The following is a 13,753-nucleotide window of genomic DNA, read 5'->3' on the forward strand; positions in this document are numbered from 1 at the left end:
CCTTTCTTATTCAGAAAGCTTACTAAGCGCTGCTTCGTCTGCCACCAGCGTTACATCATTATGAAGCTGTAATACCGATGCCGGCACCTGCGGTGTAATGGGGCCGAAGAAAGCTTTCTGTACGATCTCCGCCTTGTCTTCGCCGCTGGCTACGATCAATATTTTCTTCGCCTGCATAATGGTCTTGATCCCCATGGTGTATGCCTGCTTCGGAACATCCTCCGCCGATGCGAAGAATCTCTTGTTGGCTTCGATCGTAGACTCTGTCAGGTTCACGCAATGTACCTGCTTGTCAAAACTCTCTCCCGGTTCGTTGAAACCGATGTGCCCGTTATGTCCAATTCCCAAAAGCTGCAGGTCCACGCCGCCCAGTGACTGGATCAGTTCCGCATATCTATGGCATTCTTTCTCCGAATCCGGCTCCATTCCGTTTGGAAGATGTGTATTTTCCACCGGGATATTCACATGGTCAAACAGATTCTGGTGCATAAAATAGTAATAACTCTGATCGTTTTCCCGGCTCAGACCTTTATATTCGTCCAGGTTCACTGTCATAACCTCAGAAAAGTCCAGGTCTCCCTTGCGGAACCATTCCACCAGCTGTTTATACAGACCGATGGGTGTGGATCCCGTAGCCAGTCCGAGAACACAATTCGGTTTCATAATAACCTGTGCCGATACGATATTTGCAGCCTTTCTGCTCATATCTGCATAATCTTTTGCTTTGTATATTCTCATGAATCTCTCACTCCATTTCGCATATTTTACTACGGACATTCAGCACCATGGACGGTGCCACACTGAGTTCATCAATTCCCATCTGTACAAATCGTGTGGTCAGTGTCGTATCCGCTCCCAGCTCTCCGCAGATGCCGACCCATTTTCCATGCTTATGTGCCCCATCAACAGTCATCTGTATCATACGCAGGACTGCCTCATGATGTGGATTATAGAATCTGTCCAGTCTGTTGTTCTGCCTGTCGATAGCCAGAGTATACTGTGTCAGATCGTTCGTGCCGATACTGAAGAAATCAACATGCTCCGCCAGCTCTTCACTCATCATGACAGCCGCAGGAGTCTCGATCATAATTCCCTGTTCCGGAATTGCGTAAGGAAGTTTCTCTTCCTCCAGCTCCTTAGCCACCTCAGCCACGATTTTCTGAATATCCAGCACTTCCTCCACGGAAATGATCATCGGATACATAATAGCCAATGTTCCGTATTTTGCCGCCCTGAGAAGTGCTCTCAGCTGGGTCTTGAAGATCTCCGGCTGCTCCAGACAGATCCGGATCGCACGGTATCCCATGGCAGGATTATCTTCCTTGCCCAGTCCGAGGTAATCTACATTTTTGTCCGCACCGATATCAAGGGTACGGATGATGACCTTTTTCCCTGCCATCATCTGCAGCACCTGACGGTAAGCATTGAACTGTTCTGTCTCATCCGGAAGAGAGTCCCTTCCGAGATATAAGAATTCACTGCGGAACAGGCCAATTCCCTCCGCATCATTCTCCAGTACATATGCCACATCCGATACGCTGCCGATATTTGCATATACATTGACCTTGCGTCCGCTCTTTGTCACGGATTCACGTCCCTTGTATTCTGCCAGCAGGCTTCTTAGTCTCTGTTCCGTCTGCTGTGCCGCTTCTGCCTGCCGGATCTGCTCTTCCTCCGGATCCAGGTAAAATACCGCTTCCCTGCCGTCCACAATAGCCCGGGTCCCGTTATGAATTTTCTCCAGTTCCAATGGTACCCCTATCAGTGCCGGAATGTTCATCATACGTGCAAGGATCGCAGTATGGGAATTCGTTGAACCATGTACTGTGACAAAGGCCAGGATCTTACTCTTATCCATCTGTACCGTCTCACTGGGAGTCAGATCATCTGCCACAATGATCGACGGCTCCATGGTACTCCAGTCAATCTGCTCCTCCCCGGACAGATTGCGGACGAGCCGGTTGGAGATATCCCTGACATCCGCAGAGCGGGCCTGCATATATTCATCATCCATGTTGGCGAACATCTCTGCAAAATTATCACCGGTCACTGCCACCGCATACTCTGCATTCACTTCTTCGTTCTGAATCATACTGTGAATGGCATCCTGATAATCGTCATCCTCGAGCATCATCTGATGCACCTCGAAAATGGCTGCATTGACTTCTCCGACCTCCTGCAGAGCCTTCTCGTATAACTGCCCCAGTTGCGTCATCGTACGTTCCTTAGCCGCATCCAGCCGTTTCAGTTCTTCCGCTGTGTTGTCGATATGGATCCTCTTAACGAGACTGTCCTTTTTCTTCAAAACACTGACAGGTCCGATCGCTGTTCCCTTATATACGGATTTTCCAATATATTTTTCCATTTTCTACCTTCCAAACTCTGCCGTGCAGGTCTTCTCTTAGAGGTTCTCACGGAAAAACTTCTGAAGCTCTGCTGCGGCGGTATCTTCATCCGCTCCTTCTATCGTGACTTCCACGTTGTCTCCATGCTTCACGCCCATTCCCATGATCGCCATCAGCTTGCTTGCTGCAGCTGATTTCCCCTTACAGGAAAGTGTCACTGTACTCTGATACTTTTTCGCTTCCTTGGCGAGCAGTCCCGCAGGACGTGCATGCAGACCGATTTCATCCTTAATGATATAGCTGAACTGTTTCATCGGTAACATTCCTCCTTGTTTTATATTTCTTGCTTTAAATATGTAGCATATTGTACATACTTTTCGTTTATCTGGCTGTTTACATATACATATTACCCATCTTTTTATTGTTTGTCTACATCACTTTTGATAAATTGTATATTTTTGAACATTATCGTAAAATTTTGTAAACTTTTTATAAAAAACTTTATATAAAAAGGCACACCAGCTGAGCTGATGTGCCTGTATCGGTATCTCGCATTTTCACTCGTGTCAGCACAGACCAGGTGTCAGGATGATCGCCGTGGTCTGTGTGATGATTTACGGTCTCACAGGAGTGCCGTCGGGAAGTCTGGAGAAAAGCCAGCTATGATCCATTTGAACCTCCGGATATTTCAGCGCTTCCTTCTCATCGAAGTCCACGCCGATGCCGGGCTTATCATTCACATAAGCATAACCGTTCTTTACTACAGGGCAGCCGGGGAATACTGCCTGCTCTTCTTCGGAGAATCCGGAGAACTCCTGGATTCCGAAGTTATGACAGTTGAGATCCAGATGCATCTGCGCAGCCATACCGATGGGAGACAGGTCATTGGGACCATGCCATGCGGTTCTTACTCCATAGGCTTCACAATAGTGTGCAAGCTTTCTCGCAGGAGTGATCCCACCGATATCGCTTAAATGAACACGGATAAAATCGATCCATTGATTCTGTACTAACGGCTTCCACTCCGCAGGATTGGTGAACAGCTCACCCATTGCCAGCGGCAGAGTGGTGTGTTCACGCAGGGTCTTGAAAAATTCATCATATTCCGGTGCTAGAGAATCCTCCAGGAAGAACAGCTTGTACTGCTCCAGTTCTTTGGCAAATTCTATGGTCTGCGCCAGGGACAGGCGCTCATGCACATCATGCATCACTTCTACGCCCCATCCGATATCGGCTCTCACCCTGTCAAACAGATGATATACGCTGTTCATATACATTCTGGGATCGAAATATGCTCCTTCCGGTGCATTCTCCGGCTTTACTATGCTCTGACATTTGCCGCCGAAGTTGCCGCCGTAGGTACCCATATGGCAGCGAATATAACGATATCCTTCTTCCATGTACTTCTGGATACACTCTTCTACTTCTTCCACAGAGCCACCGTCTGCATGACGATATACCGTGATTCCTTCTCTGCACTTACCGCCTAACAGACTATATAGCGGCATTCCTGCCATTTTACCCTTAATATCCCAAAGCGCTTCATCTACACCGGAAATGGCATTGTTCAGTACCGGACCGTTTCTCCAGTAAGAACTGCCCATCATGGTCTGCCACAAGCCTTCAATATCCTCTACCGGTCTGCCCTTCAGCATGGGAGCCAGGTACTCTTCGATGGCCGTTACCACAGCCTTATGTCTCCAGGTGAAGGTTGCACAGCCATAACCGTATAATTCAGGCTCTGAGGTCTCTACTTTTACTACCACCAGATTAATATTTCTAGGTGCCGTTACGAACACCTTAATGTCACGGATCGTAATATGTTCCATTCTTATTTCCTCCTCGTATACTCAGCTTTTTACAGCGCCGCCGGTCATTCCGGCGATAAAATATTTCTGGAAGCATACGAACAATATTACCAGAGGGAGACTGGATACCGTCGATGCTGCCATCAGATCGTTCCATTTAATCTGATACTGGGAATTCAGAGCGACAATACCTACGGTCAATGTCTTCAGAGAATCCTTAGATACCAGTACGGAAGAGTACATATATTCATTCCAGCCATTGAACAGCACGAACATCGCCACCGCCGCAATACCGGGAAGGATCAAAGGGAGGATGATCTTCCGGAAAATGCAGAAGCTGGAGGCTCCGTCCACTCTCGCTGCCTCATCAAGCTCTATGGGCACTGTCTTGAAATACGATACCAGCATCCATGTGCTGAATGCTACATTGGTGGCTGCGTATACGACGATCAAGCCTAATAATGTGTTGGTCAGATGATACTTGGAAAGTACTGCATAAAAAGGTACTACCAGCATAACACTGGGAAACATCTGAGTGATCAGCAGGAAATTCAAAAGCTGCTTACGTCCCTTGAATTTGAATCGTGTGATCCCATATCCTGCCAGACAGGCGCATGCCACACAGATGACCATGGCTGCCAGACAGGTGATCAGACTGTTCACCGTCATTTTACCAAAGTTATAGGTGCTGAAGAATTTATGAAAAGATTCCAGCGAGAACGGATCCGGAAGCCACTTCGGGTTCGGATAGTAGGTCTGTGCCTCTGTCTTAAATGCCGTGGACAGCATCCACAGTACAGGGACCACGATAAATGCCGCCAATAGGATCAGAATTACATACGTCAGGACCGTATCAAGCTTTTTTCTACGTGTTTTATTCATCATCCTTCATCACCACCTTACTTACCAAATTGATCAGATAACAGATCACAAATACCAGAATACCCCAGGCAGACGCTTTACCGAAACGCAGATCATTAAATGCCGTACCATAAATACTCAGGCTGATCAGGCTGGTCGCAGTTCCGGGACCTCCGGCTGTCATGGTGTATACCAGTGTATACTGCTTGAACCACCATACGCAGTCCAGGATCAGGACAGTTGTCAGTATCGGCTTCAATGCCGGCAGCGTGATGTATCTGAACTGCTTCCATCTTCCTGCACCATCCAGCTCCGCTGCTTCATAATAATCCTTTGAAATACTCTGCAGTCCTGCAAGGATCATGGTCATTACCAGGGGAAATCCTTTCCAGATACATACGAATACGACCGAAGGGAAGGCAAGTTCCTTGCTTCCCAGCCATGACAGATTCGTGCTGATCAATCCCAGGCTTCTGAGGATGCTGTTCATGATACCGTACATGGGATTCATGATCCAGGTGAATAATAATGCCACCACTGCTTCCGGGAAAAACCAGGGAAGCATAAAAATCACACGGAATATGGTTCTCCCCCTGAACTCCCTGTTCAGCAGACTCGCCAGAATAAATCCCAGAATGAAATGTCCCGCTACTACCAGTACCATGAATCCCAACGTCAGCAGAACCGACTGATAGAATTCCGGCTCCGTAAATGCAGCCATGTAATATTTCAGTCCCACAAACTTCCATTTTGTTACCAGGTTCGTGTTGAAGAAACTGATATAGAAGCCGTACAGCATAGGATATAGAATCAACGCTCCCATCATCAGCACGATGGGGAAGGAGAATAAGTATCCGTCATACTGGTATTTGATCTTACTCTTTTTGCCGGTTTTCTTTCCCAACATTTCCGGTTTCCCTCCTTTTGATAATTCCCGGAGTCCGAAGGCTCCGGGAATCTGTCACTTACTCTTAGTTATAGTCTTCCATAAGCTCAGCTACTGCTTTTTCCAGATCAGCGACTGCCTGATCATTGGTCTTTTCCTTGGAAAATACTGCTGCGTATGCATCACCCAGGGCACTCTTCAGTCCGCTGATACCCGCAAAGCTTACGGTAGGACGGCATCCGTCTGCGATCTGCTGCAGATAACCCGCATAATCGTCACCGGTGATGTAGTCAGCCTTCTGTCCCTCTACCGTAGCAGGGATCTTACCACTGCTCTGCCAGAACATCATCTGATCATCATGTTCTACGAAGAAACGGAGATAATCAATGGCTGCGGCTGCCTCTTCATCGGTAGCATAAGCGCTGACTGCATAACCCTCTGTACCTAACATGGTTCCGGGATAATCTCCGGGAAGCTTGAAGGAACCTAACTTACCCTTCAGATCGGGGTTGTTCGCATAAGCAACACCCAGTGCATTGGAACCGGTCATGAACATGCTGGTATAACCCATTGCAAAATAGTTCGCTGCGGTAGGATAATCTACTTCGGTGATGCCGATAGGAACGATACCATCGTTATTCATCTGGGTCCATTTTGCAAAAGCATCGGTAAAGGTCTTATTGTCAGCCTTCAGGTCGGTGCTAAAGTCGCCGTCTTCTCCGGTCACACAGTCCACACCGTTAGACCACAGATAAGACATGAAGCGGCTCTGTCCGGAAGAGTTGTTGGAACCTACCATACCGAAGCCCCACTGGTCAACCTCACCGTCACCGTCAGAATCCTTGGTCAGTGCCTTCGCACAGTCAATGAACTCATCCCAGGTAGTGGGAATCGTAAGACCTGCCTCTTCAAAACGATCCTTTCTATAAATAATAGCCTGAGGCTGTAATGCTACCGGGAAATATACGATCTCGTCATCCAGTTTGCAGGAATCCAGAACACCATTGGCAAATTCTCCTGCCAGGTCATCGGAGATCAGTCCGGTCAGATCTCTGGTCAGTCCCAGGTCGTGCAGAGTTGCAACTGCATCTGCCGATGTAAAGAATATCTGAGGGAGATCATCCGGGGTGGTTGCCATAGCGGACAGCTTTGTGTAGATATCATTGGTACTGATCGCCTGGATCTCTATCTTTACATTGGGATGCTCTTTCATATATTCCTCTGCGTAGGAATATACATACTGTCCGTGAGGATCCTCACCTGCGTATCCACACAATACAGTCAGCTTAACATCTCCGATGCTGTCAGTATCTGTTGTTGCAGCAGTTGCTGCCTCTGAACTGGCTCCGATTGCTGTTGTATTCTCGTCTGCGGATGCTCCACATCCGGTCAGTGATGCTACCGTAAAGATAGTTGCAAGGGCAGCGGCTAAAATTTTCTTCTTCATCATAAAAGTAACTCCTCCTTAATCATCTCATTGGTTACGTACCGGCCGGTACCTTTCTGATGGTCTTATCATAGCATAAGGGTTTTGGGCAATCTGTATAGTTTTTTGCCCGTTTTCATCATTTTTTAGTCAGAACGCCCGGAGTTTTTCAAAACTCCGGGCGTTCTGTTATCTGGTCTGATGCAAATAGTCCATTCTTTCTTTGCGATATTGTAACGGACTCATCTCCATGATCGTTTTAAACTGTCTCAGGAAAGTATTTACGCTGTCATAACCACACAAAGTGGCGATCGCAGTCACACTTTCACCGGTATTCTCCAGCAGTCTAGCTCCCTCACAGACCCGGACACTGTTGATATATTTTGTCAGCGACTGTCCGATGCAGCGGCTGAATTCCTTACTGATCGTTACCGGATGCAGATAGAACTTATCACTCAGGCTGTTCAGATCTAACGGCTCCTGATAATGCTCATCTATGTACTCCTTGATATCATACATCTGCCGGCTCATAGATGAGGTCTCTTCCTCTCTTTTGCACAAGCCCCACTGCCGGTAGAGCAGGACTGCGATCTGCGTCACAAGGCTTCTCTCCATCGTCCCACGGAACGTCTGTCTCTGCCGCTGCTCCTCATACAGACATTTTAGCAGTTCTATCATCCTTGAGAACACATCGGTGGGGACGTCCTTAAAATGCTGCACGAACTCCTCCGGGGAAGGTCCCTGCCATACCTTCAGCATGTCTTCCCCCAGATTCAGTCTTCTGTAATAGGATGGATTCACTGCCAGCCCATATCTGGCAAACGGCAGTCTGTCCATCCTCCGCATATGGGATTTTCTGGAGCCGATAATGAGAATATCACCGGCTTCCACATAATATTTCCTGCCATCAATGTAATAATCCGCACTTCCGGATTCCACGATCAGAATCTCTGTGGATTCATGAATGTGGTGCATTGCATTTTTCTCATAATCACAGGAATGGGACACATCATAGTCCGCTTCATTCAGAGCCTTAAAATGTTCCGGCTCATAATAATCGTTAATTTTTATATCCATCGCATCTTCTCCTTATGAAATCCCGTTTATTCCATGTAAGCACCCTTCATGAAGCTTACGGCATGCTGTGCGTACAGTTTTAACAGTCCATGCTGATATTTGCTCTCAAAGCCCTTCCAGCCGGCTTTCCGTTCTGCCAGGATCATCGCCGGAATACCGCAGTGTCATCCGGCTGCTGTTCCTCCAGCTCCTCATAAAACCGGTAATTATTCTTGCCGTTCTGTTTGACATAATACAATGCTTTGTCCGCTTTTATATAATACTCTTCAAAGTTGTCTCCCTGTCTGCACATGCACAGACCGCAGGACAGGGATGCCGCTGAAGTCTCCGCCGCAGCATTTTTTGCCGCACGAAAGCTGTCAAACAGACTTCTCACCCGCGTATTCATTTCTGCTTCCGATACCTCCGGCAGATAGAACAGGAATTCATCTCCTCCCAAACGGCAGACTACTGCGTTCTTCATGCACTCTGTAAGCGTCGCTCCCACCAGTCTGAGGGCATGATCCCCCGCCTTATGTCCATAGACATCATTGATCTTCTTCAGATTATCCATATCCACAAATCCCAGACAGCCACCCTGCTTCTGCATTTTCTCAAGGATCAGTGCCTCACCCTTATGACGCATGGGAAGACCTGTCAGATAATCCAGACTTTCCCTTGCCTCTCTCTGCCTGGCCAGCTCCAGCTCGCGGATGCGGTCCATTGTCTGGATCAGAGTAACGACCAGCAGGACCACCAGTCCGGTTGCGATAAAGATTCCGGACAGAGACACGACACGATACACTGCTGTCACCTCCAGCATGACTGCGATCATGGCAACCACCAGTCCGATCAACGGAAGCTTGTAATGTTTCGCTGTTCCCTGGATAAGATCCCTGCAAATGGTGATAAATACCGTCAGGAAGGTTCCTGCGATCACCATGTGGGACAAAAACATTGTCGAGATAAAATCTGCGATATTCAGTACCTGTAAGGCCGTGCATAGTACAAAATTCACACAAGTGATACACTCTGCCACATGATAGACCTTCCGGTACCTTCCCTGCTGCACACTGTCAACATAGAACAGGATCGGAATCGGGCAGATCATCACAACGAAGAAGCACATATTCGACAGAATAGAAGCATTGGAAACAAACAGCTGGCGTAGCTTCGATTCTCCCAGCATCCACACTGCTCCCAGGATCATGCACCATCCCAGGTACTCCAGATCAAATCTCGTCTTGTATACAATATCGAGCACCAGACTAATGATCAGCACGACCAGTCCGGCAAACAACATCGTACAGGCGATCAAAGTTACCATAAAATAGCAGTGGAACATATATGCCCAAATATCTAATTTATCCCCACAATATACCGTATTGACGACACCGGAATACTTGTGGGTAAAGGACTGCAGTTCGATCCGCACTTCCTTTCCCGCATCCTCGCCTGATGTCTCGCAGAACACATACCGGCTGGCAGAATTTTTTCCAAAGGGCCTGGTATTCTCCGTATCATACACCGTCCTCAGTTCCCCTCCGATGTAAATACGCACATTCTCCAGGGAAGATCTGATGGCGATCGTATTTTCCTTATAATCCTGTGGAAGCACTGACCGTATGACCAGAAGCTCTCCTGCAGGCACATCACATCTGCCCGGGACCTGGATCTCCTGTTCTGTTCCGTCTGCCAGCACCCGGTAAAAGGTTCCCGTAAAAGTAATGCTTTCCTCCGTGACCGGTTCCCTCTCACTGGGGTAAATGCGCTGCCCTAAAAAAAAGGCTGCAAGCAGCACAAGAATCACCACATAAAATAAAATTCTTTTATACTTTCGGATCGTATATTTCTCTTCTGTCAACTTTTTCTACCTCATTAAATGATACCGGGGCAGCCCCCGCTTTTATTCCCCTATCGGAGTTCTGTCCATGATCTTTTATCCACTTATCAACAAGTTTATCACACGTAGCTGAAAAAAGTAACTATCTATTTTACCCCGTAAAATGTTTATGGAAAATTCATTCGACAAATCATGCTTTCCGAACTAAAATAGGAATGCGACATGATAATTTCATGATCCCATGAAAGGAGACAACATAATATGAAGAATAAAAAATATTCCATCATTTATAGCAGCTTAACAGGTAATACCAAGGTGCTGGCTGATGCGATCCACGAGGCATTACCTCAGGATGAATGTGAGTATTTCGGTGTGTCCGACACAGTGATCCCTTCTTCCGAACTGCTCTATATCGGATTTTGGACAGACAAGGGAAATGCAGATACCAAGACATTACAGCTATTATCGCAATTAAAGAATAAACAGATTTTTCTGTTTGGAACTGCAGGCTTTGGTGGCAGCGATATCTATTTCCGGAAAATCCTGAATCAGGTTAAGCAGTTCGTTGACGCAAGCAATGTTATCGTCGGAGAGTATATGTGTCAGGGCAGAATGCCGCAGTCTGTCCGGGAACGCTACTTGAAAATGAAGGAAGCTCCTGATCATCCGGCAAATCTTGATGTATTGATCCAGAATTTTGACTGTGCATTGTCTCACCCTGATGTAGATGACCTGGAGAGACTCAGACAAACCGTTAGGAACTCATCCTTCTGATAAGACCATAAAATAAGGCAGCCCCACATAGCTGAGTCTGCCTTACCTGCTTTACTTAACGATGATGCCACTGGCATATTGTTGTAGAAAATGTTCTTTTCCGCATGGTCTTCCAAAATAATATCCCTGCAGATAATCCACCTTCATTTCTTTCATTTTCAGAAGCCATTCTCTTTCCTCGATGCCTTCTGCACATATTCTGACATTAATACTATGTACCATGGGGATGATATTTTTATATAATTCATAATCCCTGTCACTGTTCATCGCCTTGGCGGTAAAATCCCTGTCCATTTTCACGTAACTCGGATTCATATCACGTATACAATGAAGATTCGAATATCCTGTTCCAAAATCATCGATCACAAAAGGGATCCCATTCTTGTCCAAGCTTTTACGGAATTTGCAAAACGAAGGTGTCATATCCATAAATCCGCTTTCTGTCATTTCAACACATAAGCATTCCGGCTTTAAAGCGTACTTTTGAATGACATCCAGAATATCCCGTTCCACATTGCTCTGCAGGATCTGAACATAAGAAACATTTACATTCATCCTGAAATCCGGAATATATTTCTGCATTTCACGGCACATTGCTGCGGCTTCGTTCAAAATATATCTTCCGGCGGGAATGATCAATCCGGTCTCTTCCAATAGTGGGATAAACTCCATCGGTGAAATGAACTCCCGTCCTTCTTCCGTTATCATGGAAAAACGCATCAGAGCCTCTGCTCCAATGATCTGTTCCGTCTGGCAGTCCACGATCGGCTGATAATTGACTTCAAAGCCTTCATAATTGTTTACAATAGCATTACGAAGTGCTGCTACAATTTTTCCTTTTTGCAAAAAGACCTCATAGTCATCCTGGTCAAAAACATAGAATCCGTTTTTACCCATGCTTTTTGCCTGTTTCAAGGCAAATTCAAACTTTTTGCGGCATTCTTCGGTTCCCTCACAAAATGTTGCTGCATCTATAACACCAATAGAAATAGAAAATATAGCTTCATAATTTTCGGTTACTATGAAATTATGAAGTTTATCTGTGATCTTTTCTTTCAGTGCCACAGCGTCTTCCGCAGAAGAAGCGTCCAGATCCACGATCACATACTGATCCGCTACCAGATGGTAAATTCTCTGCTTGTCTGAAAGACATTCCTTCATACAGCCGGCTACGCTTTTCAGGATATAATTACCATAATCCGCTCCCCTGGAGCTATTGATCGCTCCGAAATCATCGATTCCTACATGCATCAAAAAGCCCCTGGAAATAGGTGCTTTTTGTGAACACAGGTAAGCGAGGAATTCCGGCCCGCCAAGCAGTCCTGTAACATTATCGGCTCTTCTCTTGTTGCCGGTCTCGTTCAGACATCCGATCAGATACTCTGCCTTTCCCTGCTGATCATTGATCACGATACCACGGCAGTTGATCCAGACCGGCATACCTTCTTTATCAAGCCACCTGTAATGAAGATTATGTACCTTTTCTCTTCCTTCGCATAGGTCCGCGAGATGCTTTGTAAGCATCTCGCGGTCTTCCTCATACACTACCTTCATAACTTCATTTGCAGCATCTGTCAGGACATTTTTCGACATATTAAACCGTTCCACAGCTGACCGTGAAATCTCAAAGGAATTATTCTGCAGATCAAATATATACAGATAATCATCCATACATTCTGTAATGATCTGAAATAAGATTTCTGCTGTCTGCTCTCCAAACACTTTAAATATATCATTAATCACAACAAGAACCTTCCTTCCGACAGCTTCACTCTATTCCTGCCATTTTTCTAGAATAACTTCATTCTCTAGAATAGCTTAAAGATCTTCACACGGTCTTGCATCTTGGCTGCTCCCTCTGCCAGATTAACACTGATCGCGGTATTCTCTTCTGAGGATGCTGCATTGCCCTGTACCACGCCGGACAGCTGTTCAATTCCCTGACCGATCTGCTCCAAGGACTCTGCCTGGGAGTTGGCTTTCTCCATGGTGTTCTGTGCAATCTCTGCAAAGGACTCCATATCTGCAATGATCTGATTGAATGCGTCTGCTGTTGTTCTTGTAATGTTATTGCCCTTTTCGATTTCCACTAATGTCTTATCGATCAGATCTCTCGTATTTACAGCGGACTTTGCACTATCTGCTGCCAGCTTGCCGATCTGATCCGCAACCACCGCAAAGCCTCTTCCGGCTTCTCCTGCTCTGGCAGCTTCGATGGAAGCATTCAGGGATAACAGGTTGGTCTGGGAAGCAATATCCTCGATATCTGTGATAATATTACCGATCTCCTTGGAGATTTCTATAATGTGCTCCATCTCCGTCAGCAACTCGTTCATTTTTTCTTTTTCTTCGTTTGCTTTGTTTGCAGAGGCTTTTACACGTGCAGATGCACTCTGCGTTTCCTTCGCTGTATCTGCTGCCAGATCCACAACAGTGTCAATGGTGGCATTCAATTCCTCGATGACTCCTGCCTGCTCTGTTGCACCATCCGCCAGGGATTTTGATGCATTTTCCACCTCTGATGCATTTGATGATACCTGTTCTGCCAGATTGCTGATCTCGGTCAGGGTACTGTTAAAGCGCTTCAGAATATACAGCAGTGATGTCTTCAATTCTGAGAAATCGCCCAGGAAATCCGTAATGCCATCACCATTTCTGGTCAAGTCACCCTGTGCGATTGCCTTTACCTCCACAGAGATCTCGCTGACATAATCTGCCAGAATACCCATGGCTTCTTTCAGATTCCTGATGGTA

General features: G+C 46.4%; 12 protein-coding genes. 1 reads left to right on the forward strand and 11 read right to left on the reverse strand.

Annotated elements, in window-relative coordinates:
• Window positions 1–6 precede the first annotated feature (6 nt).
• The 9 genes from nagB to ACTRDR_RS06285 all read right to left on the reverse strand — a co-directional run bounded on the left by nagB (window position 7) and on the right by ACTRDR_RS06285 (window position 10,246).
• Complete coding sequence (gene nagB / locus ACTRDR_RS06245) at window positions 7–738, reverse strand: glucosamine-6-phosphate deaminase (RefSeq protein WP_022154619.1); 732 nt, start codon at window positions 736–738, stop codon at window positions 7–9.
• 7 nt (window positions 739–745) lie between these two features.
• Window positions 746–2,365, reverse strand: coding sequence for a phosphoenolpyruvate--protein phosphotransferase (ptsP, locus tag ACTRDR_RS06250; protein WP_118551332.1), 1,620 nt, complete (start codon window positions 2,363–2,365; stop codon window positions 746–748).
• Between the two features lie 36 nt (window positions 2,366–2,401).
• Window positions 2,402–2,659 carry an HPr family phosphocarrier protein gene (locus ACTRDR_RS06255; protein WP_022154617.1) on the reverse strand — a complete coding sequence of 86 codons (258 nt, stop codon included), beginning with the start codon at window positions 2,657–2,659 and terminating at the stop codon, window positions 2,402–2,404.
• A 300-nt stretch (window positions 2,660–2,959) separates the two neighbouring features.
• A complete protein-coding gene (locus ACTRDR_RS06260; RefSeq protein ID WP_178676702.1) occupies window positions 2,960–4,174 on the reverse strand; it encodes an enolase C-terminal domain-like protein in 1,215 nt (404 codons plus the stop codon).
• A 21-nt stretch (window positions 4,175–4,195) separates the two neighbouring features.
• Window positions 4,196–5,038, reverse strand: coding sequence for a carbohydrate ABC transporter permease (locus ACTRDR_RS06265; protein ID WP_440526534.1), 843 nt, complete (start codon window positions 5,036–5,038; stop codon window positions 4,196–4,198).
• Window positions 5,028–5,921 carry a carbohydrate ABC transporter permease gene (locus tag ACTRDR_RS06270; protein ID WP_118547541.1) on the reverse strand — a complete coding sequence of 298 codons (894 nt, stop codon included), beginning with the start codon at window positions 5,919–5,921 and terminating at the stop codon, window positions 5,028–5,030. Before ACTRDR_RS06270 ends, ACTRDR_RS06265 begins: the two co-directional genes overlap by 11 nt.
• 64 nt (window positions 5,922–5,985) lie before the next feature.
• Window positions 5,986–7,350 (reverse strand): ABC transporter substrate-binding protein, encoded by a 1,365-nt coding sequence (locus ACTRDR_RS06275; protein ID WP_440526535.1) that lies wholly within the window; start codon window positions 7,348–7,350, stop codon window positions 5,986–5,988.
• 165 nt (window positions 7,351–7,515) lie between these two features.
• Window positions 7,516–8,403 (reverse strand): helix-turn-helix domain-containing protein, encoded by an 888-nt coding sequence (locus tag ACTRDR_RS06280; RefSeq protein WP_440526536.1) that lies wholly within the window; start codon window positions 8,401–8,403, stop codon window positions 7,516–7,518.
• Between the two features lie 142 nt (window positions 8,404–8,545).
• Window positions 8,546–10,246, reverse strand: a complete 1,701-nt coding sequence (locus ACTRDR_RS06285; RefSeq protein ID WP_440526537.1) for a GGDEF domain-containing protein — start codon at window positions 10,244–10,246, stop codon at window positions 8,546–8,548.
• 240 nt (window positions 10,247–10,486) lie between these two features.
• Here ACTRDR_RS06285 and bilS point away from each other — a divergent pair, with 240 nt between their 5' ends.
• Window positions 10,487–10,999 carry a flavodoxin family protein BilS gene (gene bilS / locus ACTRDR_RS06290; RefSeq protein ID WP_440526538.1) on the forward strand — a complete coding sequence of 171 codons (513 nt, stop codon included), beginning with the start codon at window positions 10,487–10,489 and terminating at the stop codon, window positions 10,997–10,999.
• 51 nt (window positions 11,000–11,050) lie between these two features.
• On the opposite strand, the gene ACTRDR_RS06295 is transcribed toward bilS, so the two are convergent.
• Entirely contained in the window at window positions 11,051–12,742 is a 1,692-nt protein-coding gene (locus tag ACTRDR_RS06295) for an EAL domain-containing protein (protein WP_440526539.1), read from the reverse strand.
• Window positions 12,743–12,807: 65 nt separating this feature from the next.
• Window positions 12,808–13,753: methyl-accepting chemotaxis protein (locus ACTRDR_RS06300; RefSeq protein ID WP_440526540.1), on the reverse strand; the 946-nt coding region annotated here is incomplete at its 5' end.

Origin of the sequence: Simiaoa sp. (assembly GCF_051972595.1) — a bacterium.
In the GTDB taxonomy this organism is placed as follows: domain Bacteria; phylum Bacillota; class Clostridia; order Lachnospirales; family Lachnospiraceae; genus Acetatifactor; species Acetatifactor hominis.

What these genes read in the sequence shown, in the direction of transcription:
- ptsP (WP_118551332.1), bottom strand. Translation starts at nt 2,365, where the DNA reads ATGGAAAAATATATTGGAAAATCCGTATATAAGGGAACAGCGATCGGA.
- bilS (WP_440526538.1), top strand. Translation starts at nt 10,487, where the DNA reads ATGAAGAATAAAAAATATTCCATCATTTATAGCAGCTTAACAGGTAAT.
- ACTRDR_RS06280 (WP_440526536.1), bottom strand. Translation starts at nt 8,403, where the DNA reads ATGGATATAAAAATTAACGATTATTATGAGCCGGAACATTTTAAGGCT.
- ACTRDR_RS06255 (WP_022154617.1), bottom strand. Translation starts at nt 2,659, where the DNA reads ATGAAACAGTTCAGCTATATCATTAAGGATGAAATCGGTCTGCATGCA.
- ACTRDR_RS06260 (WP_178676702.1), bottom strand. Translation starts at nt 4,174, where the DNA reads ATGGAACATATTACGATCCGTGACATTAAGGTGTTCGTAACGGCACCT.
- ACTRDR_RS06270 (WP_118547541.1), bottom strand. Translation starts at nt 5,921, where the DNA reads ATGTTGGGAAAGAAAACCGGCAAAAAGAGTAAGATCAAATACCAGTAT.
- ACTRDR_RS06275 (WP_440526535.1), bottom strand. Translation starts at nt 7,350, where the DNA reads ATGATGAAGAAGAAAATTTTAGCCGCTGCCCTTGCAACTATCTTTACG.
- ACTRDR_RS06265 (WP_440526534.1), bottom strand. Translation starts at nt 5,038, where the DNA reads ATGATGAATAAAACACGTAGAAAAAAGCTTGATACGGTCCTGACGTAT.
- nagB (WP_022154619.1), bottom strand. Translation starts at nt 738, where the DNA reads ATGAGAATATACAAAGCAAAAGATTATGCAGATATGAGCAGAAAGGCT.